Raw genomic sequence first — 23387 nt, 5'->3', positions numbered from 1 at the left:
CGTGGACGGCATCCTCCTCGGCCTGGAGACCGCCCTCCAGCCCAGCAACATCCTGATCTGCCTCCTCGGCGTCACCCTCGGCACCGCGGTCGGCGTGCTGCCGGGCATCGGCCCGACGGCGACGGTGGCCCTGCTGCTGCCGATCACCTTCGAGTTCGACCCGGTCGCCTCGCTCATCATGCTCGCCGGCATCTACTACGGCGCGCAGTACGGCGGGTCCACGACAGCGATCCTGCTCAACCTGCCCGGGGAGTCCTCCTCGGTGGTGACGGCGCTCGACGGACACCAGATGGCCAAACAGGGGCGGGCCGGTCCCGCGCTCGCGACGGCCGCCCTCGGCTCGTTCTTCGCCGGCACGGTCGCCACCGTCGTCCTCGCCATGTTCGCGCCGCCCCTGGCACAGCTGGCGCTCAAGTTCGGTCCGGCTGACTTCTTCTCGATCGTCGTGCTCGGCCTGATCGCCTCCATCGCGCTGGCCAGCGGGTCGACGGTGAAGGCGTTGGCGATGATCGTGCTGGGCCTGCTGCTCGGCACGATCGGACAGGACCAGTTCACCGGCGTCCCGCGCTTCACCTTCGGCGTGCGCGAGCTCTACGGCGGCCTGGACTTCGTCTCGCTCGCGGTCGGCCTGTTCGGCCTCGCGGAGATCCTCCGCAACCTCGAGTCGAAGCAGTCCTCCGAGCTGGTGACCCGCAAGGTGCAGGGCCTGTGGCTCACCCGGGACGACTTCCGCCGCATCCGCATGCCGGTGCTGCGCGGGACCGTGCTGGGCTCCGCGCTCGGCGTGCTGCCGGGCGGCGGGCACGTCCTGGCGAGCTTCACGTCGTACTCGCTGGAGAAGCGGCTGTCGAAGGAGCCGAAGAAGTTCGGCACCGGTGTCATCGAGGGCGTCGCGGCGCCCGAGTCGGCCAACAACGCGGCCGCGCAGACGTCGTTCATCCCGCTGCTCTCGCTCGGCCTGCCGACCCACCCGGTGATGGCGCTGCTCGTCGGCGCCTTCATCATCCAGGGCATCGTGCCCGGACCGCAGGTGATCGAGCAGGAGCCCGAGCTGGTCTGGGGCCTGATCGCCTCGATGTGGGTCGGCAACCTGCTGCTGGTGCTGCTCAACCTCCCGCTCATCGGCATCTGGGTGCGGATGCTGACCGTCCCCTACAACGTGCTGTTCCCGGCGATCATCGCGTTCGCGTCGATCGGCTGCTACTCGATCGGGCTCAACGCGTGGGACGTGTTCGCGATCGCCGGGGCCGGTCTGCTGGGCTACTTCCTCATCCGGTGGGGCTGCGAGGCCGCGCCGCTGCTGCTCGGCTTCGTGCTCGGGCCGCTGCTCGAGGAGAACCTGCGCCGCGCGATGATCATCAGCCGGGGCGACCCGTCGGTCTTCGTGACCCGGCCGATCTCGGCGTCGCTGCTGCTGCTGGCGGCGATCATCATCGTGGTCGCGGTGCTGCCGTCCGTACGCAAGAAGCGCGAGGTCGTCTTCCAGGGCGAGGACGACTGAGCCGCGGGGCGGTGCGTCAGCCACATCCCCTACGTCGGGAAGGTGGCTGGCGCACCGCCCTCGTGCGTGTCGCCGTACGCCGCGCCGGTGGGCGGTGAGTGACAGGTTCTGAACGCGAGTGAGAACCTGCCTCACGCACCGCTCGAGGGCGTACGGCCGGGGCTGGCCTGCTGCCAGCGGTACTCCACCTCCGGCCGCCCGCTGCCGCCGTAGCGCAGCGACCGCGTCACCAGCCCGACGTCGGCGAGGTGCTCGAGGTAGCGCCGGGCCGTGACCCGCGAGCTGTCGAGCTTCTCCGCGAGCTCACGCGCGGACAGCACCCCGGGCGGCGTACGCAGGTGGTCGATCGCCTCGTGCAGCCGCTCGGCGGTCAGCCCCTTGGGCAGCGCCCCGTCGGAGGTCGCCACCCGCAGCGAGCCGAGCATCCGGTCCACCTCGTCCTGCACCACCTCGTCGGGCGCGGCGCCGAGCTGGCGGCGGTAGTCGGCGTACTGCTCGAGCTTGGCGCGGAACATCGGGAACGTGAACGGCTTGATGAGGTAGAGGATGACGCCGTGCGCGACGGCCCGGCGCACCATCTCGGCGTCGCGGGCCGAGGTCACCGCGATCACGTCGACGAGCGCCCCGCCGGCCCGCAGGTTGCGCAGCAGGCCGAGGCCGTGGCCGTCGGGGAGGTACATGTCGAGCAGGACGAGGTCGACCTCGCGCTCGCCCAGCATGCGCGCGGCCTCGGTCGCGGAGTGCGCGACACCGACGACCTCGAAGCCCGCGACGCGGCTGGTGTACGCCGCGTGCGCCTCGGCGACGAGCGGCTCGTCCTCGACGACGAGGACCCGGACGTTGCTCACTGAGTCGGTCACGGCTGCTCCCCCAGCACCACGACGAGCTCGGCGCCGCCGAGGTCCGACCTGCCGATGGTGACCCCGCCGCCGAGGCGGCGAGCCACCTGCGAGACGAGGGCCAGGCCCACGCCGTGCAGGTCGCCGGCGTCGGCCTTGGTCGTCCACCCGCGCTCCAGCGCGTGGGCGGCCTCCTCGGGCGTCAGGCCCGGACCGCTGTCCCCGACGACCAGCCGAGCGTGGGTCGGCGAGCCCTCGAGGTGCACCACGATCCGCTTCTCGGCGCTCCCGGCGACCGCGTCGATGGCGTTGTCGACGAGGTTGCCCAGCACGGTGACGAGGTCGCGGGGCGAGCCGACGTCGAAGGAGGCGGGCAGCTCGCCGGTGACGGTGAGCGAGATGCCGCGCTCGGCGGCCTCTGCGGACTTGCCGAGCAGCAGGGCGGCGACGACGGGGTCGCCCACCGCGCCGACGACCCGGTCGGTGAGCATCTGGGCGACCTTGAGCTCGTCGGTGACGAAGTCGACGGCGTCGTCGGGGCGGCCCATCTCGATGAGGGACACCACGGTGTGCAGGCGGTTGGCCGCCTCGTGGGTCTGCGCGCGCAGCGACTCGGTGAGCCCCCGTACGGTGTCGAGCTCGCCGGTCACGGCCTGCAGCTCGGTGTGGTCGCGCAGCGTGACGACGGCGCCGACCTCCTTGCCGTCCCAGAAGGCGGCGCTCGAGCTGGCGACGAGGACGTGGTCGCCGGTGACGTAGACCTCGTCGGCGCCGCGCTCCCCCGAGGCCGCCTGGACCAGGGCGGGCGGGAGGCCGAGGTCGTCGAGGGAGCGACCGACGACGTCGTCGGGCAGGCTCAGCAGCCGGCGCGCCTCGTCGTTGACCAGCTGCACCCGCCCCTCGAGGTCGATGAGCAGCAGCCCCTCGCGGACCGCGTGCAGGACGGCGTTGTAGTACTCGTACATCCGGGTGATCTCACGCTCGCCCATGCCGTGGGTCTGGCGCCGCAGCCGCTGGGCGATCAGCCCGGCGCCCACGATGCCCACGAGCAGCACGGCCAGTGCGGCGACGACGATGTCCCAGAACTCGTCGACCAGCAGGTCGTCGAGCTGGGTGAGGGTGATGCCCACCGCGACCAGCGCGACCACCGGCGCGGCGGCATTGCTGCCGGTGGCGCCGGTGGCTCCAGTGGCTCCGGGGGCTCCGGTCGCGAACACCGGCACGATCGCGCGGATCGACGGTCCGAGGGTGCCGACGTACTCCTCGGTGTAGACCTCTCCCTCGAGCGCACCGCCGAGGTTGCCGATGAACTTCTTGCCCAGCTGCTCGACGCTGGGGTGCGACCAGCGGGTGCGGTCGCGGTCCATGATCACGACGAAGTCGACGCCCGTGTCGACGCGCACCGACTCCGCGAAGGGCTGGAGGAGCGACGTCGGGTCGCCGGTGTCGATGGCCTCGTGCACGACCGGCGCGCGCGCCACGGCCCTCGCGACCGACACCGCCTCGTCCCGGGCGCTGGCCCGGATGTCGGTACGTGCGTCGTACGTCGCGAGGGCGAGCGCCGTGACCACCAGGACCAGCACTGCGATGAGCTGCAGCACCAGCACCTGGCGCGCCACTGACTGCTCGCGGCGGCGGGGACGCGTCAGCACCGGCACATCGTAGGTCCAGCCGTGACGGCGCTCACGCGATCAGCCACGGGTCACGGCTCGATCCCGATGCCGGGGATGCGAGCCCAGGCCCGCTCCTGCGCCGCCGTCATCGTGGGCCAGCGGTGCCCGCCCGGTCGCGGCTCGACCCGGTCCGCGTACGGCGCGGGGGTGAAGGCCGGGTCGACGAAGCAGCCGGTGCCGTACGTCGCGTCGAAGCCCGGGCAGGACGCCGCGACGCCCGCCGGGGTCGGCCTCGCACCGGTCTCGGTCCACGTGGCGAGGGCGTCCATCGCCGCGGCGTACCCGCTGTCGCTCAGTGAGCTGTGCTCGGCCTCGGTGGTGAAGACCTGCACGAGGTCGTCGGCCGTGCCGGACCCCTCGCGGGTCGCCCGGTAGGCCGACTCGTGCTCGACGAAGGCGGTCGGGTCGGCGATCGCGTGGAGCGTCACGGTCGGGATGCGTACGGCGCCGGTGAGGTCGCTGTCCCAGGTGAGGTCGCGCGTGGCGGACGGGTCGGCGGAGAAGCGCTCGACGCCCTCGTTCAGCGCCTCGTCGTCGTGGCTGCCGGAGTAGGTCACGCCCTCGTTGCTGAACGGGTTCCGGCCGTCGAGCCGGTTGTGCACGATGTCGCGGAAGGTGAAGGTCGCGAAGCGCAGGTGCGACTCGAGGGTGCGCTCGGGCACCTTGGTCACGGCGAGGATGTCGTCGAGGTTGCGCTGCTGGAGCGCCGTACGGTCGGCGGGCGCGGACTGGTAGCCGGTGCACTCCTGCAGGCGCGAGCGCAGGCCGGCCGAGGTCATCGTGGAGTCCTTCCGCAGGCCCATCCAGAGGGGGTACTGCGGCTCGGTCGGACGGGGGTGGTTGCCGCAGTAGTACTGGTAGACGACCCGCAGGTCGACGCGGTAGTCGTAGCCGCGGGAGGCACCCGCGAGCACGCCGTTGGTGAGCAGCACCCCGTCGTACGTCGTCGGGTGCACCTCGACCAGCTTGGCGGCGACGTCCCCGCCCCACGACTGCCCGTGGGCGTACGTCCGACCGGGCACGCCGAACGCCTCGACGAAGACCTCACGGGCGCTCTCGGTGTCGGCGACCGCCATGCGGGTGCCGTAGCCGCCGCGGCGGTAGGCCGAGCCCACCCAGGCATAGCCCTCGCGGGCCATCACGGCCCAGCGGTCCAGGTCCTCGACGCTGCGCTCGGGGTCTGAGGCGGCGGCGAGGTCGGGGCCGCCGTGCGCGTGGACCACGAGGTCGCCGTTCCAGTCGTGCGGGACGGCGATGGCGTAGTACGCGCCGTTGGCGTCCTGGCCGGTCCAGCAGTCGGCGACGTCGGCGACCCCGGCCGGGCAGGCCGCGGGCTCGGGGGTCGTGTCGGCCGCGGCGGACACGGGCGCGAGCAGCGCACCGGCCAGTACGGCGGCGCCGGCCGCGACGACGGTGCGGGAGAGACGAGGGCGGTGGGTCATGACGAGCCTCCGGTGGGGGTTCGGGCGACCGAGTGCGCCCGGATGCCCCGACGCTAGGAGGGTGTGACGTGCGTCTCACCCTTGTGTTCGTAGTGTTTGTCGCATGGGACTCAAGGACCTCATCACCTCCGGCCGCTCTGAGGCCGCCACGACCAAGTCCGCCCTCGAGGCCGCCGAGGACCCGCGGCCCGACCCGGGGGCGATCGACCGGCTGGTCGACATGCTCCTCGACGTCGGCCTCGACGGGCGCGGACCGCTGAGCCCGGTGCGGGGGGGCGCGGACGAGGCGCTGCGCAAGGCCGGCGGTGACCGCGAGAAGGCGATCGCCGCCCTGGCCCGCCGCAGCACCCTCACCGGCGGCGTCGGCGGGTTCGTCACCGGGCTCGGCGGGTTCATCACCATGCCGGTGTCGCTGCCGGTCAACGTCGCGGAGTTCTACCTCCAGGCCGTCCGGATGGTCGGCGGCATCGCCGTCCTGCGCGGCTACGACGTGGACGAGCCGCGCGTACGGTCCGCCATCCTGCTGACGCTCGTCGGCTCCGACGCCGACGAGGTGCTCAAGAAGGCCGGCATGACGTCGGCGGGCAGCGCGGCGACCTCGTACGCACTCCGGGGCCTGCCGCCCGCGGCGCTGATGATGGTCAACAAGGCCGTCGGCTTCCGGCTGATGCGCGGGGTCAGCGAGAAGCTGCTCTCCCGGCTCGGCCGCGGCGTCCCCCTCGCGGGCGGGATCGTCGGTGGCGGGATCGACGGCTTCATGATGAAGAAGATCGCCGACCACGCGATGAAGGAGTTCCCGCTCTCCGCTGCCTCCGCCTGACTCCTCGCTGGTCGAGGTGCGAGCGGGCCCCCGTCGCTGGTCGAGGTGCGAGCGCAGCGAGCCTCGAGACCACCTCAACCAGCGATGACCTCCCGGATCGCGTCGGCCTCCTCCTGCACGACGTCGGCGTCGACGAGGGCACCGGCCTGCTCGGTCAGCACCTCCACCCACCGGCCGAGGACGTCCTCGGCGTACCCGCTGGCGTAGAGCTCCTCAGTGAGGTCGGCCTTCGCCTCCTCGACGAGGTCGGCCCACTCCTCGACCGCGGTGAAGCGCTCGACAAGCACGTTCGTACGCCCACCCGGTCCGCCCATGCCACCCCCGGGTCCGCCCTCCCCGAAGTCGGGCCGCTCGCCCTCCGGCATCTCGGTCGGCATCCCCTCCGGCATCCCCTCCGGCATCCCCTCCGGCATCTCGGTCGGCATCCCCTCCGGCATGCCCTCGGGCCGCTCGCCGTCCCCGCCCGGGAAGCCGCCGGGGAACCCACCGCCACCCGGCCCCGCGCCGAAGGCGAGGTTGTGGTCCCACGCCACGACCGTGAAGCCACCGGTCTCGGCGTCCCAGCGGAGGTAGGAGTTGTTGCCCGGGCCGTCGATGTCGTCGAAGTTGTCGACCACCTCCTCGAAGGCGAGGTAGCGGGCGAAGGACTCCACGTCGAGCCGCTCGGGCAGCTCGGCGGCGAAGTCCTCGTCGCTGCTGTTGTTGATGAAGTCGAGGAAGTCGATCAGCGGCGTCAGGTCGTCGTCACCGGTCTCCTGGTCGAAGACGTCGACGTACGCCTCGGGGTCGTCGCCGCGCCACGACCAGTCGCCGCCCGCCTCGGCCTTGTAGAGCAGCCCGTCGGTCGAGAAGTTCTCGGCCTCCCACTCCTCGTCGAGGTTCTGCACGACGAGCCGCAGCCGGGCGTCGGTGCCGTTGACGCTGAAGGACGACGCGACGGCGTGCTCGCTGGCCAGCCCGGCCTCGGCGAGCAGGTCCAGCGCGAGCGCCTCGTTGAGCGCGGTCTCGGTGCTGTTGGAGCGCACGACGAGCTCGCTCCAGCCGTCGATCGACTGCTCGTCGACGAACTTGTCGAGCCGGACCAGCCACGGCAGGTCGGTCGGGTCGGCGCCGTCGTCGACGCCGCGCAGCGAGGAGTTGCCCTTGAGCCGGATGCCGGCGCGTTCGAAGGTCTTCCCGTCGATGGTGACGGTGGCCTCGAGCCACTCCTTCTCGTCCGTCTCCTGGTACGTGTCGATCATCGCCGCGACCGCGTCCTCGTCGACCTCGACGGAGATCTCGTGCACCTCGCTCGCGTCCCACACTCCCGCGCCGTCGGCGACGTCGCGGGCTGCGGCCGCGACGCCGGTCGTGGAGCCGGTGTCCCGGTCGGACGTACCGACGGCGCAGCCGCCGAGCGTCAGCGACGCCAGGACGGCGAGGACGGCGAGGCGCTGGTGGCCGGGTCGGGCTGGCTGGTCGCTCATGCGAGGACTCCTTCGTGGAGGGTGAGGTGGTCGGCGAGGTGGCGTGAGGTGACGCGGTGCCAGCGGTTGCGCTGGAGGTCGGGGGTCAGCAGCGCCAGCCCCGTGCCGTACTTGGAGATCCGGACGGGCCGGTGGCCGAGCTCCCACAGCCGCCGGTCGAGCGGACCGCGTCGGTGGCTGCCCGACTTGGTCTCGACGACCAGCACGTCGCCGACCTCGGCGGTGCCGTGGCCGGAGACCCAGCGCAGGTCGCGGTCGACGGTGGCGCGGCCGCCGTCGGCGGGAAGCATGAGGGTCGTACGCCGGTAGCCGGTGTCCAGGGTCGCGACCAGGCCGGAGGGGTCGACGTCGTGCACGGACGCCGCGGCGAGCCGGTCGCGTACCCACTCGGTCGCCGGCCCGGTGACCTCGGTGCCGTCGTGGGGCAGCCGCTCCTTGACGGTGGTGCCGCGCGGGCCGCGGGTCTTGACCTCGAGCCAGCGCTCGCCGGTGTCGGCGTACGCCCGGGTGCGGACCTTCCAGCGGCGCCGGCGGCGGTGGGCCGCTGCCGTCCAGCTGTCGAGGCCGACGGTGTCGAGGTAGGTCGACACGTAGCGAGACTCCCGCCGGCCGTCGATCTCCAGCACGCGCAGCGCGTCGATCCCGGTGACCACGGCGTCGAGCTCGGCGGCGGGGATGACGTACTTGCGGTCGACGCGGACCAGCAGCTCCGCGGCGTCGTTGAGCTCCTCGAGGGAGACGGCGTCGAGGACGTCGAGAGCGCTCATCGGGTCACTGCCGGGGCATCGTGGCGCTCGGCGCGCGGCATCGCGGGCCGCGCGGGCGCGTAGTGGACCTCGACGGTCGTCGTGTCGTTGACCAGGTCGACCCGCATCGGCGTGACCCGGTTGACCTTGGCGTCGAGGAGCAGCTCGAGGCGGGTGACGAGCTCGCGCTCGTCGGTGACCGCGGAGTCGAGGACGACGACCTGCCGCAGACCGGTGGCGTGCAGGAGCCGGCTGTCGGCCAGCGCGAGCACCACGACCAGCCCGACCATCAGCGCGATCGAGAGCGGCACGTCGCCGGTGCCGAGACCGCCGAGCAGGCCGATCGCGAGGGCGGCGAAGTAGTAGGCGATCTCGTGCTGACCGAGCTCGTCGGAGCGCAGCCGGATGATCGACAGGACGCCGAACAGGCCGAGCCCGAGGCCGACCGACGCGGCGCTGCCGGCCAGCACGATCGTGACGGCGAGGACGCCGACGTTGACCGCGACGAACGCGGTGACGAGGTCCGCTCGGCGGTGGCGCGGGTAGTAGACGGCGAGGGCGAGCACCAGCACGGCGACGAGGTCGACGGCGGCGAGCAGGTAGGTCGGGTTCATCGGGATCCTTCGAGGCGGCGGTCTTCTGCGGTGCCCCGAGCGTCGCGGGCGTGCCTGTCGGCGACCTGACGCGATCCTGTGGCGGTGCTGTGAGGTGCGCTCTGGGAGGATCAGTCCTCGTGGACGGACCCCTGCCCCTCGCGCTCGTCGTCGCCTCGCTGCTCTTCGCCGCGGTCGTGCTGGTCTACGTCGTGCTCGACCGCACGCCCGACTGGGGACTGCTCGGCTTCGCCGCCGTCATCGAGGTCGCGACGCTGGTCCTGATCGTGGTCGCAGCCGTCCAGGTCGGAGGCGCCGACCTGTCCGGGCCGGCACTCGTCACGTTCTTCGGCTACCTGGTGGCCGGTCTCGTGCTGCTACCCATGGGATTCGCCTGGTCGCTGGCCGAGCGCAGCCGGGGAGCGACGGCGGTGCTGCTGATCGCCGGGCTGGCGCAGGCCTTCATCGTCGTGCGCGCCCTGGCGGTGTGGCGCTCGTGAGCCGCGCCGCCACCTCCTCCTCGACGTCCTCGGGCCTCGGCCGCGCGCTCGTCGCGGTCTACGGCGTGTTCGCGCTCGCCGCGACCGCCCGCTCCCTCGTCCAGCTGCTCACCAAGGCCGACGAGGCACCCCTGGCGTACGCCCTCTCGGCCGTCGCGGCTCTCGTCTACGTCGCTGCCACGCTCGGCCTCGCCGAGGTCGGGCCCGACCCGCGCCGGCTGGCCTGGGCGGCGGTGGTCTTCGAGCTCGTCGGCGTGCTCACCGTCGGCACGCTGACCGTCCTCGACCCAGAGCTCTTCCCCGACGCGACCGTGTGGTCGGCGTACGGCGCGGGGTACGGCTGGCTGCCGCTGGTGCTGCCGTTCGCGGGGATCGCGTGGCTGTGGCACACGCGGGCGCGCGACTGACCCGGGGCATCAGCCGGCGGCCTGTCTCTCGATGAGGTCGAGGTCGCGCACGCAGAACTGGTGGTGCTCGAGCTCCTCGCCGAGCACCGTGCCCAGGCACTGCCGCAGCGACCGGCCGCGGGCGTACGGCGGCCACCTGTCGTCATCGGGGACGGGTGCGGGCTCCTGGAGCTGCTCGGACGTGACCGTGTCGAGCCAGCGCTCGAGCTCGGCCGCCTGCTCGTCGCGGGTCGCCAGCACCTCCTCGAGCGTCGGGTCCGCCGCCGGGTCGAGCCCCTGCTCCTCGCGATCGGGCACGGACTCGATGCCCAGCCCCATCGAGGTGAACAGGTCGGTCGAGCCGAGGCAGCAGCGCCGGAACCACGAGTCGTGGACGAAGACGAGGTGGCGCAGCGTCGGCACCGCCGACCACTCGTCGTTGACACTGTCGTGCTCGATGCCGGGCGACTGCCGGAGGCGCGCGACGGTCGCCGCCCAGTCGGCACGCAGCTGCCGGTGGGCCCGGCGGAGGTCGGCCACGTCGTCCGAGCGGATGAGCCGGCGGACGGGGTGACGACGGTCGAGCTCGGCCTCGACGTACGCCATGACCTCGACGCCGTTGACGACGAGGTCGATCACCAGCCCGTCGATCACTGCCCCCTGCATGACCACGCCGACCAGGCGGGCGTTGCTCAGGTCGCACTCGCGGAACTCCGCACCCTGCAGGTCCTCGTCGACGTACCGCTTCATGCTTCGCAGGCTAGGCCGAGCCACCGACACCGCGAAGCTGAATCCACTGCCCCTCGGACACCACGTCGACCTCGCCGTCGACCACGGTGATCGCCGTCTGGTCGTCCATCGCGTACGCCGGGTTCGGGACGCCGGTCGCCCACTCCTCGGCCTCGGCCCTGGAGTTGCCCGGCATGCCGTCGGCCGCCAGGTGGGGGCAGATCGAGAAGTCGACGACGCCCAGCGTGGTCTCGTCGCCGCTGGGCGGTCGCCACTGGATGAAGTCCTTGCCCACGTGGGGAGTCATCACCATGCTCCCCGCGCTGAGCCCCACCCAGACGGTGTCACCCAGCGACGGCAGCAGGTCCACCAGCCCGGACTCGCGCATCCAGTGGGAGAGGTAGAGGACGTCGCCGCCCGCGACGAGGAGCGCGTCGGCCTCCCGGACCAGCGGCACCCACAGGTCCTCGTCGATGCTGGGCAGCGCGGTCAGCTCGAGGACGCCGACGGACCTCCAGCCCAGGTCGACCATCGGGTTCTGCGAGGTGCCGCTGATGAACTGCCACGCCCGCTCCCCGGGGCCGACCATCGGGTGTCCGTACATCGCGGTGGGGATGCACAGCGCGGTGGACTCCTCGACGGGCTTGCCGAGGAGCTCGACGAGCGCGTCGCGGATGCTGGCGTTCGTCACCCCTCCCGAGGTGAGAAGAAGCTTCACGGTGCCTCCTGGACGGGTGGGGTACGGGACCCAGCATGGCCGGTCAGGCCAGCGGTGACACCACCCACCGGATGTGGCGGCTGGAGCCGGGGTCGTCGTCGAGCCAGTCGCCCACGATCTCCGACTGGGTGCGGTCCCACGGCCATCCTGCGGGACCCCAGCCGGTCGCACCCCACGCCTCGAACGTCGTCGCGACGGTGGAGGACCGGTCAGGACAGGTGACCGCCCTGGTGCCGTCGCCGCCGCCGACGACGTCGAAGGAGTACTGGTCCATGTGCGGGGCCAGGAGGAAGTCGGCCGACCAGTTGCGGTCGAGGGTCCCGGTCTCGGTGAAGGAGCAGTCGCCGTAGTGGCCCGAGCCGGTGTAGCTGCCCGTCGCCGACTCGTAGCGCCACATCGCGGTCGTGGCGGGGTCGCCATGGCGCACCACCGTCATGGTGATGGACCAGTCGTAGGTGTCGGCGGAGTAGTCGCCCTCGCTCACCTCGTGACCGGTGACCTTCAGCTGCCAGCGGTCCGGGAAGCCCCCGTCGCGGCACGAGACCTTCACCTCGGCCTCGCAGATGTCGGCGTCCTCCGCCGAGTTGGCGGGACCGCCCGGCGAGCCGCCGTCACAACGGTCCCGGCCCGCGCCGCCGTCGCACATGTCGCCGTCGGGGCCGCCCCGGAGGTCGAGGTCGTCACCGCCGGCTGCGCTGATCATGTCCGCGCCCGCGCCGCCGTCGATCGCGTCCGGGTGGTCGCTGCCGTTGAGCCAGTCGGCACCGCCGTCGCCCTGCAGCAGCGTCCCGGCGTGCTTCGCGGTGAGCAGGTCGCTGCCCTCGCCGCCGTAGAGCGCCTGCCCCGAGTCGCCGGTCGTCAGGGTGTCGTCGCCGTCGTCGCCGTAGCCGAACCCGCCGACCCCGGTGCCGGTCAGCACGGTGTCGTTGCCGGCGTCGCCGTGGAGGACGTCCCGGCCTGCGCCGCCGTCGATGGTGTCGTTGCCCGCGCCACCGTGCACGTCGGTGTCGTCGCCGGCGCCGGCAGCGATGCTGTCGTCGCCGGCGCCGCCGTCGATCACGTCGGTGTGGTCGCTGCCGGTGAGCCGGTCGGGACCGCCGTCGCCCTGCAGCAGCGTCCCGACGTGCTTCGCGGTGAGCACGTCGGTGCCCTCGCCGCCATAGAGCGCCTGTCCCGAGTCGCCGGTCGTCAGGGTGTCGTCGCCGTCGTCGCCGTAGCCGAATCCACCCACGCCGGTGCCGGTCAGCACGGTGTCGTTGCCGGCGTCGCCGTGGAGGACGTCCCGGCCGTCGTCGCCGTCGAGGGTGTCGTTGCCCGCCCCGCCGCGTACGTCGGTGTCGTCGCCGGGGCCCGCGTCGATGCTGTCGTCGCCAGTGCCGCCGTCGATGACGTCGGCGTGCTTGCCGCCGAGGATCATGTCGCCGCCGGCGCCGCCGTCGAGCAGCGTCCCGGCCGTAGTGGTGGTCAGGACGTCGTCACCGCGGCCGCCGTAGAGCCCGATGCCGTCGGCCTGGGCGACGACCACGTCGTCGCCTCCCTCCCCGTAGAGCAGGCCGCCGGTGCCCGAGCCGGACATGATCCGGTCGTCGCCCCCGCCGCCGCACACGATGTCGAGGCCGCCGCGGCCCAGGATCTTGTCCTTCCCGCCGCGGGCGACGATCACGTCAAGCTTGGCGGTGCCCTTGATGGTCTCGGACTTGTCGGTTCCGACGATGGTCGCCTTGAAGCCGGCACACTTCGGACGGGCCGGGTCGGCGGCCGTGGCCGACATGGACTGGGTGGGCGCGACCAGCGCCAGCGCGAGGACGAGGGTGGCCATGCCTCGCTGCGGGTTCGGGATCTTCATGGCAGCAGGCTGCCGACCGCGGCTTGCGATCCCCTTGCCAACCGCTTGTGCCCGTCCCGACGCCGTCCCGGGTGCCGGGTGCATGGCGAGCACCAACCGGGGAACCGGAGGGGAGCCATCCACGAGCGAGGGGACGAGTCCATGACCAGCCCGGACGACAAGACGGCCAAGCCCGCAACCGAGGAGCGTCGATCGACGCCGAACTCCTCCGGTCCAGAGGGAGCAGCAGGCGGCATGGGCTCGAGCAGCGAGCGCGTCGGCCCGACCGGCAGGGGGCAGGTGGGCACCGACGGCCTGCGGGACACGACCCGGATCGACACCCCGACCGATGGGCCGCCCGAGCAGAGCGCAGGTGGCGAGGAACCGCAGCCGGACGGGCTGGAGCCGAAGGCGGGATATCCCCGATCGGACCCGCAGCACAAGGACAAGCCCTACCGCGTGTGATCCGGTTGACGGACCGCCGACGTGGTCGCACCGGGAGCCAGCGACCGTGCCACTGGTCTAGCCGACCGGAGGCGGCACCGCCCGGACGCTGGCGGCGCCCGCGGTCCGGGCCCGCGTCACCCGGAGGACCTTCGTCCCGGGGTCCACGTCGGCCACGTCGAGGACCGCCCGAGCACCCACGTCCTCCCCGGCCACGGCGTGCGCCCTCCGCACGACCTCGCCGGACTCGTCCAGCAGCTCGAAGAGCACCTCGCCGGCCTGGTCGTCGAGGTCGAACGCGAGCACGCCGTCGTCGACCTCGGCCCGCCCGAGGTCCACTGCCCAGTGCGAGACCTCGTCGTGGATCCGCCACGGCGGCGGGTCTCCCCAGTACTTGGGGATGACCTGCAGCTCCTCCTGCAGTGGACCGGGGAGCACCCCCGCCCTCACCTTCAGCCCCGTCACGATCGTGTAGCGGGTCGGGGAGCTGCCCGTGACGCGCAGGTAGCCGACGGACTCCGGCGGCGGCCTGAAGGTGGCGTCGGTGACGGGTGACTCCCGCCGCAGCACCCGGCGGTCCGCGTCGAGCAGCTCCACGGTCAGCGGCTCGTCGCTGTCGCGGATCGTGAGCGTCGGCTCCCGGAACACGGTCGAGTGCGGCACCTCCAGGCGGTAGATGTCGCGGTTCACGAACGCGCTGCCGAGCGGCCCCGACCCCGTGGCACGGTGCAGCGTCGCGGGATAGGTGCCCGGTCCCCACTCCCGTCGGCCGAGCACCCACCCCATCTGGAACGGCGAGCGCGGCGCTGCCTCGAAGGTCAGGACGGGGGCGTCCTCGAAGCTGTTGCTCGGCTCGAACTCGTCGGGTGCGAGGTCGGCCTCGTCGAGGTGCACGAGCAGTCGGTACGCGGTGGCGTCGTCGCCTCTCACCCGGACCCGGTAGGCCCCGGCGGGCAGCACGCCCGTGAGGCGGACACCGCCCGTGGCGATGTCCGCTCGGGCGAGGTCGACGACCGCGTTGGTCGACGCGCTCTCCACGGCCACCATGAGCGTCGCCAGGCGGGCGTACCACTCGGACACGACCACCACGTCGCTGAGGTGCGGGACGTCGAAGGACCAGTAGTCGCGGTCGGTGGCCGACGAGATCGCACTGAACCGGCCCATCGTGAGGGCCCGTCCGGGCCCCAGGGGAAGGAGCGGGTACGCCCGGCCCGGCGTGCTGTTGTCCTCGTGGGTGTCCGGGAGCCGCGAGTTCAGCGCCGCACGGACCGCGGCCGCGGCGTCGAGGCCGCGCGACACCCGGCCGGAACCCTGCCAGCCGGTGTCGACCAGCATCCGCCTGACGTCGTCGGCGCTGAGGCCCGGGTTGCAGTACCGCATCATCGCCGCGACGCCCGAGACGAGCGGGGCGGCGAACGAGGTCCCGTTCACCGTCGTGCCGAGGGGCCGTGCAGCGTCCGGGGCGACCTGGATGCCGGTGCCGGGCGCCCACAGGTTGACCGACGAGCCGAAGTTGGAGCGCGCCGACGCCTGGTCGTTGGTGTCCAGGGCACCGACGGTGAGGGTCCGGGGCGTACGCGTGGCCGGCCTGACGTCGAGGTCGTCGGGGAGCTCGACGACGGGGTTGTTGGGCCCCGGCCCGGCGGCGGCGATGCACACCAGCCCGTTGTCTGCTCCCCAGTCGAACGTCTCGATCCAGGTGTCCTCGTCGAACTCGTCACTGTCGGGGTTCCAGAAGCCCCAGCTCATGTTCAGGACGTCGATGCCCCACCAGACGCAGAGCTGGATCGCGCGCGTGGCGTCGTACGCCCGGTTGGCCCCCAGGAAGAGCGCCGGGCGCGCGACGAGTCCTCCGGACCCGGCCGCGCCCTGCCTGTTGCCGACAGCCGCGAGCGCGGCGGAGGCGACGCGGTTGCCGTGGAACGGCGAGGGCGTCGTCGACGTGAGGATGCCGGCGGGCTGCCCCTCGTTGACGAGGTTCCACTGCAGGACCCCCTGGCCGAAGTCCGACTCGGTCTGCCCGGGCGCGACCTGCGGCCGACCGGCTGCGTCCAGCCAGAACTCCGTGTCGCAGACGGCGACCCAGACGGTGCTTCCTCCCTTCACCTGACGGAAGGAGTCGACCAGCTGCCACGCCTCGACCATGCGGCTGCGACCGGCGAACATGTTCCACTGGGTGGGGTCGGAGGGATAGGCGAGCGGCGAGCCCTCGGTCACCCGGGTCAGCGGCATGGCGAAGGCCTCACCGACGACGTCGAGCCCGATCCGGCGTCCCTCGGCGCGACGCGTACGCACCAGTGCGGCGAGCTCTGCGAGCAGGCGGGAGCTGTACGTCACGTCGCCGGCGTCGCTCCCCTGCCGGCTCGCCAGGACGTCGAGGTCCACGTCGAGGTCGCGCGGGCCTTCGGTGAACCGGACCCGCGCCCACTGCGGCGCGTCCGTCAGGTCGACGTCCCGGCGGCGCTCGACGACCTTCGGCCGAGGAGGCAGCTCCGGTGACCCCACGACCTCGCCGCCGTAGCGGTCGACCAGCTCACGGACCAGCTCGTCGTCCCGCGCGTCCACGAGGACCTCGTCCCCGACGAAGAAGCTCGGCCGCTCGCCGTCGTAGGCACGGGCAGCCACGTTGAGGCGACTTCGCCGGGACTGCCATGCGGCGAGGCGGGCAACTGTGGAGCGTTCACGGACTCGGACACGTGCCATCCGGGCCTCCTGAGGAGTGGGACCTCTCAGTGTGGGATCGCCCGTTCCTCAGCGTCAATGGAGTCCGGGCTCACCCGTGAGTCAGCGTTCCGAGTCGAGGCGATTGGCGACGCGTTGGCTCAGTGGCGGCGCACGGATTCACAGGACCAGGCGCGACGGATGGTCGACACGGTCACCGAAGTGCTTGACCGGGGAGCTGTGAGTCGGCGCCGACTGTCACGCGCCACCGGGGCATCCCAGTAGGGGCCTGCCGGACGTCGGGGTACAGGCTTCTTGGCTTCAGCTCTCCTGCTCGACCGTCATGCGCCGGACTTGAAGACCTACGAACTCGTAAACATGCGTGACGTCGGAGCGCGCCAGAACGTTGCCAGCAGGGTCACGCACGACAAGTCGGACCCGCGCCTCCACCGTCCCATCGGAGCGTTCAACGATGTCCCGCACGACGGTGGTCGGGCGAATCTCCCTCCACTGCCGTTCCCAGTACTCTCGAACGTCCTCGCGCCCGAGCAACCGCCCACCTTCCCAGCCGTTCGGCCAGTCGACATCCACGGCCATCGCTGAGACAACAGCGTCCAGGTCTCGGTCGTTGAACGCCTGGTAGAGGGCTCGCACGCTGTCCGCGCGGTTTTCGTTCACGGCTCGGATTATGGCCGACGGCCGCTCTCTGCAGATCCGGACGGGCCGTTACGCGGCGGAATGCCGCACGTTGTCCGGGAGCCTGCTCCGACACTTCAATCCCTCGCGTCGCGAGCGCATCCAACCCCAACTTGCAGAGACCTAAGCCGCGACCTCGCAGTAGGAAGTCGAAACCGCGTTTGGGGTAGTGCAGATGGTCGCGCCGATGAACCCTGCTTCAGCTGCTCCCTTGGGTAGACAGGGAAGACCTGACGTGTGAAGTTCCATGCACCGTCGCTGCCCGAGAGCGTGGCTGCGGAAAGACAACGATAGGGGCTAGGAGCCTGCGTGCTTGCCAACTATTTCAGGTGGATCATCCTGAGCTCGCCTTGGAACACGTGCGACATCCCCGAACTCGGGTCGGTCTCGAAGCACATCACGGCATACTGCCCGCGCGGGAGTCGGTAATCGACCGTCATCCTCGTTCCCGGGGACAGCATCTGGGTCTCCAGGCTTCCGTTCAGGTTGGGGTGCGGCCCGGGGTCGTTCGCGTACATCCACTCCTGGTAATCCGCGGCGGTCGTGCCCTCCTTGACACGTTGGAGGATGAGGTTGTGCGGGACCTCCCCACCGTGATTGGTCAGCAGCAAACGGCCTTCGTGCGGCAATGTGGCCGGGCCGCCCCACTCTTGGCCGTCTAGCGCATGGATAGTGCCGCGGGTCGACGGCCGGTCCCGGGTTGCTAACAAGCGTCGCCCGGCCCGGAAGGTGGCACTCTTGATCCCGGTGTAGGTGTTTAAAGCCATGACCGTGTACGTCCCGGGGCGCGGGAGCTTGATGCTGCCAGAGTTGCCCTGCGCGACACCCCCGAGGAACTTCGTCCGGTCCAAGATGCGCTCCAGCGCCTCTTTCCCCTTCCCGCCGGGGTCGCTTTGGAAGCTTTCGTAGTCGGCGCTGAACGCGTCGAAGTCGTAATCACCGGCAAAGCGCGCGACGACGGCCCAGCCACGGGTGACCTCCATATTCGCCCACCCTGCGCGGACACCCGGAGCCGCGACCGACAGGCTCCGGCCGAGGGTGACGGTGATGGTGGGCCGTGCTGCGAGCGACCGCTTAGCCTTCGTGGCTGCGGCGGAGATCGGGTCGTCGGGAGCCGACCGGGAACGTTGACTCGGAGTCAGGTCGGGATCAGACGCTGACGCCGTTGAAGTTGAGCCGTCCCCAGACGGCGAGGAGTCGACTGATGTCGGCGTAGCACTGCAGGCACCAGCCCCCGCGAGGACGAGCGCGACCGACGCCACACCGACAAGACGGGTCATCGCTGTCACCCCGCGACGACTGCACTGGCGAGACATGGCGTACTCCCTCGAACAGTCCTCAAGTCTCACACTGAATTCGCCGTCTGTCATGACCGACTTGGGGAAGCGTGCACGAAGAGCCACCGCGAGAATCAATTCAATCTGTAGTTGGGCATTGTTTGTGCTGCGCTCTTCCCACCCCGACTGGTCGCAATACAGACCCGGCAGGTCGGGCTCGAGCAGGCCGGCGAGATCGGGCTGGCGACCTGGTGAAGGAGGCGCCGCGGATGCGCTCGAGCCGCACCGCCAGTAGGGGACTATCGGGCGCACGCGGCGGAGTGATGCGGCAGCAACAAACTCTCAGTCGCCGGACCCCGCAGGGATGCGTGCTACCGGCGAGCAACTGGGGCCGGGCTGCTGCGGCTCGTCTTGGTCTACCCGCGAATGTCGCCGAGTACCTGACGGTCGGCTGATGCGAGTTCAAACCCCAAGTCTTCCTTCATTGCCGCGAGAAGCGCATCTATCAACCGAGTGTTCACGGCATTCTCTTCACCTCGCGCTGCCTTTCCTAGCACGTCGGCGAGATGGCCGTGCAATTGGTTTGCGAAATCACGAACTCTCGGTGGCCCCGCGAGTCGTAGCTGTGTCCGTCTAAGGCTGACCTCAGCCAATGCGGCTGCGCGCAACTCGTTCGCTTCTGTCCCGTTCTCTGGACTGGTCGGCAACCCTCGGATCTGCGTCAGCGCGTGGCGCGCCCCTTGGACGGCTTCCAGATAGCCCACGTATGCCTCGCGCCTCTCGGCATAAAGGCGATCTTGGAGCGCATGTTCGCGCTGTTCGCGAGCTTGCGCAACGGCCGCATCCCGGCTGGCTCGTCCAGTCCAGTACGTACCTGCGACGCCAGCGATGCCGACCGCGCCTGTTACGAGATTCCCCACCCAGTCCGCTGCCACGTGCCAGCCCCCTTCAGATCCCACTGATTAGCGACTGCGACGGCACCAACGAGTCACGGCGCGGTGCGTTGCCTTGTTGAAGTACAGCCCAAGTCGCCGCACAGGACCAGTCTCTCGTCACCAGCCGCCCGTTGGAACGCCCGACCGAGCATGAGGTCGATCATCGGCATGCGCCCGATATCCCGGCATGCGCCGACACGCGGCGAATCGACGCACACCTGCCGGTGCTTCCTGGTGGAGGCTCGCCACAGGCGCGATCCCCGCTCCCCTAGGACGTGTCGACAGCGGTAGGCGCATTGACCCGACCGGCACGGGCCGAGCGCCTGCTTGTCGCGTACGGACTGCCCCCCCCCCGGTTGCGGAGTCCGCTGAAACAATGGCGCTCGGCTAGTCGGTAAGGAAGCCCGGAACTAGGCTGCGCCTGTTGAACATGATTGCGCGCAGCCGGCCCCCGCTGTCATATGCAAGGTGGGCCATTTCGTTCCAAGGGGTGTGCTTCCCTCCAAGTACCCACGCGTCTCCAACGTCGAAGGTATCGAGCAACTCGCCAACATCCTGTCCCGGGGTTCCGAACAAGACCGTGTACCGCTCCGCGAACAAGTACTGTGGGTAGCAGTATTTCCAAGTGTCCTCGGGCAAATTGCATACGGTGAGCCGCATGATTCGGTCCTCGGCATCAAGGTACACGCGCGCCACACGCTTCCCGTCGCGAGTCAGCTCTGCAACCGCAGATGGTTCGGCCGACTTGCCTTTAGGAAGCAGGACGAGCGAGATGTTTGTTCCATCTTCTTCATCGACGTCCAGCCTCTGTACGGGAATATTGGCAAGCTCCACGCGATTGCCGTCAGGCCCTACAGTTCCGCTGTGGTCCATCATTTCGGCCGTCCGACCTGAGCTCGTACCGGTGAAAAAGGAATCAGCAACGGCGCGTCTGGTTCGACCTAGTGTTCCGTTTTCCCAGAGAATCCATGGCCGCCCGGCGTGATCCGAAAAGTACAGGCGCACCCGAAAGTGTCCGACGGCTGTCAGCGAATCTCGGAGTGGGAACGTCACTGTCCTTTCCGGCCCTATAGTGAGGCACGCGAAGAATTGTGCATCGTGGTCCCAGTCGACCGGTTCTTCACCTCGCACGGGCATACGTGCAACCAGAGCAGCGACAGACTCTATTCGTTGCCTCGACGAGTTCCGCACGCGGATGACGCTGCCATCTTGGGGTGACTCGTCAACCCAAGCGGCAATTTGTAGAGCTTGTTCGCGCCGTTCCTGCCGCCGTCGACGAAGGCTCAGAACGAGTGTCGCCAGGACGGTAACCATGCTGGTCACGAGCCATGGCAGCACATCTCCCAAGGTGCCGGGTTCGTTCCATCCGCGGAGCCAGTCTTCCATCGCGTGGAACCACTCAGCCATGCCCGGTCCCTTGATCTCGCCGACAATGAGGCGAGCGTACAAGGAGTAGCGCACACCCTTCCGGCTGGAAGCTCGGTAGTGGGTGACTTGATCGCGACACCTCGCCCAAGCGAACGTCGGCTCCAGGGTTCGCGCCGACTGCCAGAGCGGGCAGGTCATCGGGTGTCCGTCATGATCGCTGCATCCCCAATGCGCATCGCCCGCCTGACGGGTGTGGTCGGTTCGCGGCGGAATGGGTCAGGCCGGACGCAACTCGAAGCGAAGCTACTTGCTGCCCGCCGGGCTCGACAGGGTTACGTTTGGCACAAGCCGCTCGTGCGATACGAGCATCGTCACGCCCGAAGCTGCCGGGCACGCTTACGCTCGGGAGGGTTTTCGTGTCTGCCCCATGGAACGACGACGCGGTCACTTCAGCTGACGAGGACAAGTTCGGACGCGCCGGCTGGGCTGCGAGACAGGCCGGACTCATCGACGACAGCCACGCCATCGATTCGAGCCTTGTCTATGGTCTCGAAGGACCGTGGGGCAGCGGCAAGTCTTCGGTGCTGTCGATGATCGAGGACGCGCTCGACGCACTCGCCGCCAACTGGCACGTCGTCTACTTCACGCCATGGGCGACCTCCACTCAAGAAGAACTCTTTTCGGAGTTCTTTGCTGCGCTGTCGTCTGCGATACCTCCGGACAACGAGGGCCATCAACAGGTCCATGAGAAGCTCGGCGCATACGGGAAGGTGGCCATCCCGCTTCTGGGAGTTGTGCCGGTCGTTGGGAAGCCACTAGCCGAGTCGGTTGACCGCCTGAGCGCCAAGCTGGCGAAGCCTTGGAAAACCGTGTTTGAAGATCTCGCCGCGTCGCTGGAGGAGGCCGAGCTCAAGATCTTGGTGGTCGTGGACGACATCGACCGACTCTCTCCCGACGAGTTGCTTACGCTGCTGAAGGTCGTGCGTCTTATCGGGAGGCTCCCAGGGATTGACTATCTCCTGGCGTATGACGAGAAAACGCTCGCTGAGACGCTAACCGCCGCGCGACTGACGAACGCGATCTCGACCGCCCATGCACGGCAATTCATGGAGAAGATCGTTCAATATCCTATCCAGTTGCCTCCCATGCTGGAGTCTGTGGTCATACGACTCTTCATGGAAGGTTTGAACGCCCTGCCGCTACGAGAGAGGTCAGTCGACTCGCTCAATACCGATGTTTTCCACGGGGTCGTGTCTGAGGTGATGATTGATCGCCTGTCGACCCCGCGTGCGATGGGTCGCTACCTCGCCCAACTGCGCCATGCCTTCGACGTGGTCGACCAAGGGGAGTTTGATGCTTGTGACCTCGCACTTATCACGTTCATGCGACTGCATTTTCCTGACATGCATCGGGCCCTCAAGAAATGGCGGACCGAACTCACGGGTGGGGGCACGGCCCGTACTTTTGCGGCCGCGCTTGCGAAGGGTGATGATGCGAAGGACGCGTGGAAGCAGGAGTTCTTCTCCATCGTGGAAACCTCCGAACGCGAAGATGCGAGCAGATTGGCGACCGCGATCTTCTCAAGGCTAGGGACGACGGGCGCGGCCACTGTGCGATTCGACGGTGTAGAGCAGAACGCGAACGACGCCGCGAACCGGATGGAGAACAGCACGTACTTCGACCGCTACATAGTGTTCGAGGTTCCTGATGGCGACGTGCCGGATGGGGAACTAACCGGCGCGTTGACCAAGGCGTCGGAGGGTAATACCGAAGCGTTGAGAACGTTGGTGCTCGCCGAAGACGATGACAAGTCTCTGCTTGTCATGACACGCATCAACAGACGGTACGGCGGGTTGGAGATCGAACCGAAGCCGTCCTCTACCGATGCGCCAGTGTCAGTTGACCTAATCAAGGCCGCCGCATCCATGCTGGGCACCATCCAAGAGAACCCACACGAATTCGTTTCGCGAAGAAGGTATCTGATCGCTTGGGTAGCCACGCTTGTGCGTGCACAAGCGGAGCTCTCCTCTTACGAAGAACTTCAAAGTGCGTTTGATTCGTGCACAAGCTACGCGAGACGTATAGAAGTCCTTTGGAAGCTGAAGAATGCCGGGAAGTTGTCCGAGGCGGCGGCATCCCTCCGCGACAAGCTATTCGACACCGAGGGAGAAAGAGCGGCGACCGTGATGCTGGAGCATCTCGCTACTGGGGACACTGCTGATCTGGACGTGCCCACGCAGATGCTGATTTCAGTGATCCTTGATTCCGCAGCGTCCGATTCGTTCTCTAGAGAGGTCAAGAACCGCATCGATTCGGGCATCCTCGATTTGGCGACCGTCGCATCGCGCTGCGTCGTGCTCGACTCCTCGCGCGAACAGTACGTCCTAGGGAATGTCTCGCTTCAGCAGGTCACGGGGGAGTACCTAGAGCAGGTGGCAGAGTACGTCGGCACCGATGACGACTCGCCACTACCCATATGGTCGCTTCAGCAGCGACGGGAGTGGATGTCCGCACATATCTCCACCTCGGCTTCACAGGAAGAGCGCCCCGCGGTAGAGCCGCAGGCGTAGCCGCGGCTCTAAGGGCGCCCAGCCCAGATCGCTGCGGATGTCATAGGAAGTAGTACGGCTGCTCGCGTGCATCATTCTGGGCTACTAGAGACTCTCGCCAAGGTCGATGTCTGGCCAGACTCGACTGAGGTGCTCGGCGGGCTCGCTCTCTTTTGGGCTGCCCACCGCCGACCGCGGTGTGGCCCTCCTCCGGTTTGC

The 23387-nt window shown here is 69.5% G+C and carries 20 protein-coding genes; 6 read left to right on the top strand and 14 right to left on the bottom strand.

What is annotated here, in order from left to right; genetic code table 11:
- Position 1: 1 nt before the first annotated feature.
- Entirely contained in the window at positions 2-1501 is a 1500-nt protein-coding gene (locus tag IEZ24_RS04160) for a tripartite tricarboxylate transporter permease (protein WP_129453201.1), read from the top strand.
- A 131-nt stretch (positions 1502-1632) separates the two neighbouring features.
- Here the strand turns inward: IEZ24_RS04160 and IEZ24_RS04155 are convergent, their stop codons facing one another.
- Genes IEZ24_RS04155 through IEZ24_RS04145 form a run of 3 tightly spaced genes read right to left on the bottom strand, consistent with a single transcriptional unit; the run spans position 1633 to position 5455 of the window.
- Positions 1633-2361 (bottom strand): response regulator, encoded by a 729-nt coding sequence (locus IEZ24_RS04155; RefSeq protein WP_242498349.1) that lies wholly within the window; start codon positions 2359-2361, stop codon positions 1633-1635.
- Positions 2358-3992: a sensor histidine kinase gene (locus IEZ24_RS04150; RefSeq protein ID WP_242498350.1), complete on the bottom strand. Its 1635-nt coding sequence runs from the start codon at positions 3990-3992 to the stop codon at positions 2358-2360. The genes IEZ24_RS04155 and IEZ24_RS04150 overlap by 4 nt, the downstream gene beginning before the upstream one ends.
- 50 nt (positions 3993-4042) lie before the next feature.
- Positions 4043-5455 carry an alpha/beta hydrolase family protein gene (locus IEZ24_RS04145; protein WP_129453203.1) on the bottom strand — a complete coding sequence of 471 codons (1413 nt, stop codon included), beginning with the start codon at positions 5453-5455 and terminating at the stop codon, positions 4043-4045.
- A 103-nt stretch (positions 5456-5558) separates the two neighbouring features.
- On the opposite strand from IEZ24_RS04145, the gene IEZ24_RS04140 reads away from it, so the two are divergent.
- A complete protein-coding gene (locus IEZ24_RS04140; protein ID WP_129453204.1) occupies positions 5559-6275 on the top strand; it encodes an EcsC family protein in 717 nt (238 codons plus the stop codon).
- Positions 6276-6349: 74 nt separating this feature from the next.
- On the opposite strand, the gene IEZ24_RS04135 is transcribed toward IEZ24_RS04140, so the two are convergent.
- The 3 genes from IEZ24_RS04135 to IEZ24_RS04125 are packed head-to-tail and all read right to left on the bottom strand — an operon-like array spanning position 6350 to position 9101.
- Positions 6350-7741, bottom strand: coding sequence for a CotH kinase family protein (locus tag IEZ24_RS04135; protein ID WP_129453205.1), 1392 nt, complete (start codon positions 7739-7741; stop codon positions 6350-6352).
- Positions 7738-8508 carry a VTC domain-containing protein gene (locus tag IEZ24_RS04130; RefSeq protein WP_129453206.1) on the bottom strand — a complete coding sequence of 257 codons (771 nt, stop codon included), beginning with the start codon at positions 8506-8508 and terminating at the stop codon, positions 7738-7740. The genes IEZ24_RS04135 and IEZ24_RS04130 overlap by 4 nt, the downstream gene beginning before the upstream one ends.
- Positions 8505-9101 carry a DUF4956 domain-containing protein gene (locus IEZ24_RS04125; protein ID WP_129453207.1) on the bottom strand — a complete coding sequence of 199 codons (597 nt, stop codon included), beginning with the start codon at positions 9099-9101 and terminating at the stop codon, positions 8505-8507. Before IEZ24_RS04125 ends, IEZ24_RS04130 begins: the two co-directional genes overlap by 4 nt.
- 119 nt (positions 9102-9220) lie before the next feature.
- Between IEZ24_RS04125 and IEZ24_RS04120 the strand changes: the two genes are divergently transcribed.
- Together IEZ24_RS04120 and IEZ24_RS04115 are read left to right on the top strand one after the other, a co-directional pair.
- A complete protein-coding gene (locus IEZ24_RS04120) occupies positions 9221-9580 on the top strand; it encodes a hypothetical protein (protein ID WP_129453208.1) in 360 nt (119 codons plus the stop codon).
- A complete protein-coding gene (locus tag IEZ24_RS04115; protein WP_129453209.1) occupies positions 9577-9987 on the top strand; it encodes a hypothetical protein in 411 nt (136 codons plus the stop codon). Before IEZ24_RS04120 ends, IEZ24_RS04115 begins: the two co-directional genes overlap by 4 nt.
- 9 nt (positions 9988-9996) lie before the next feature.
- On the opposite strand, the gene IEZ24_RS04110 is transcribed toward IEZ24_RS04115, so the two are convergent.
- The 3 genes from IEZ24_RS04110 to IEZ24_RS04100 are packed head-to-tail and all read right to left on the bottom strand — an operon-like array spanning position 9997 to position 13259.
- Positions 9997-10716: a DinB family protein gene (locus IEZ24_RS04110; RefSeq protein ID WP_129453210.1), complete on the bottom strand. Its 720-nt coding sequence runs from the start codon at positions 10714-10716 to the stop codon at positions 9997-9999.
- A 10-nt stretch (positions 10717-10726) separates the two neighbouring features.
- Positions 10727-11413 carry a Type 1 glutamine amidotransferase-like domain-containing protein gene (locus tag IEZ24_RS04105; protein WP_129453211.1) on the bottom strand — a complete coding sequence of 229 codons (687 nt, stop codon included), beginning with the start codon at positions 11411-11413 and terminating at the stop codon, positions 10727-10729.
- A 43-nt stretch (positions 11414-11456) separates the two neighbouring features.
- A complete protein-coding gene (locus IEZ24_RS04100; RefSeq protein WP_165355946.1) occupies positions 11457-13259 on the bottom strand; it encodes a calcium-binding protein in 1803 nt (600 codons plus the stop codon).
- 141 nt (positions 13260-13400) lie between these two features.
- On the opposite strand from IEZ24_RS04100, the gene IEZ24_RS04095 reads away from it, so the two are divergent.
- The gene (locus tag IEZ24_RS04095) at positions 13401-13703 is read left to right on the top strand and encodes a hypothetical protein (protein WP_129453212.1); all 303 of its coding nucleotides are present in this window, start codon (positions 13401-13403) and stop codon (positions 13701-13703) included.
- Positions 13704-13760: 57 nt separating this feature from the next.
- Here the strand turns inward: IEZ24_RS04095 and IEZ24_RS04090 are convergent, their stop codons facing one another.
- The 5 genes from IEZ24_RS04090 to IEZ24_RS04070 all read right to left on the bottom strand — a co-directional run bounded on the left by IEZ24_RS04090 (position 13761) and on the right by IEZ24_RS04070 (position 20658).
- The gene (locus tag IEZ24_RS04090; RefSeq protein ID WP_129453213.1) at positions 13761-16307 is read right to left on the bottom strand and encodes a S8 family peptidase; all 2547 of its coding nucleotides are present in this window, start codon (positions 16305-16307) and stop codon (positions 13761-13763) included.
- A gap of 357 nt (positions 16308-16664) precedes the next feature.
- Positions 16665-17021, bottom strand: a complete 357-nt coding sequence (locus tag IEZ24_RS04085) for a nuclear transport factor 2 family protein (protein WP_129453214.1) — start codon at positions 17019-17021, stop codon at positions 16665-16667.
- A gap of 338 nt (positions 17022-17359) precedes the next feature.
- The gene (locus IEZ24_RS04080; protein ID WP_129453215.1) at positions 17360-18022 is read right to left on the bottom strand and encodes a hypothetical protein; all 663 of its coding nucleotides are present in this window, start codon (positions 18020-18022) and stop codon (positions 17360-17362) included.
- A 710-nt stretch (positions 18023-18732) separates the two neighbouring features.
- Positions 18733-19251, bottom strand: a complete 519-nt coding sequence (locus IEZ24_RS04075) for a hypothetical protein (RefSeq protein ID WP_129453216.1) — start codon at positions 19249-19251, stop codon at positions 18733-18735.
- A gap of 387 nt (positions 19252-19638) precedes the next feature.
- Positions 19639-20658: a hypothetical protein gene (locus IEZ24_RS04070; protein ID WP_129453217.1), complete on the bottom strand. Its 1020-nt coding sequence runs from the start codon at positions 20656-20658 to the stop codon at positions 19639-19641.
- A gap of 377 nt (positions 20659-21035) precedes the next feature.
- Here IEZ24_RS04070 and IEZ24_RS04065 point away from each other — a divergent pair, with 377 nt between their 5' ends.
- Positions 21036-23189 (top strand): KAP family P-loop NTPase fold protein, encoded by a 2154-nt coding sequence (locus IEZ24_RS04065; protein ID WP_165355947.1) that lies wholly within the window; start codon positions 21036-21038, stop codon positions 23187-23189.
- Positions 23190-23387: the final 198 nt, after the last annotated feature.

Origin of the sequence: Nocardioides ganghwensis (genome assembly GCF_014779655.1) — a bacterium.
Lineage (GTDB): Bacteria > Actinomycetota > Actinomycetes > Propionibacteriales > Nocardioidaceae > Nocardioides > Nocardioides ganghwensis.
The sequence above is the reverse complement of the archived record's forward strand: the minus strand, read 5'-3'. Positions and strand labels throughout refer to the sequence as shown.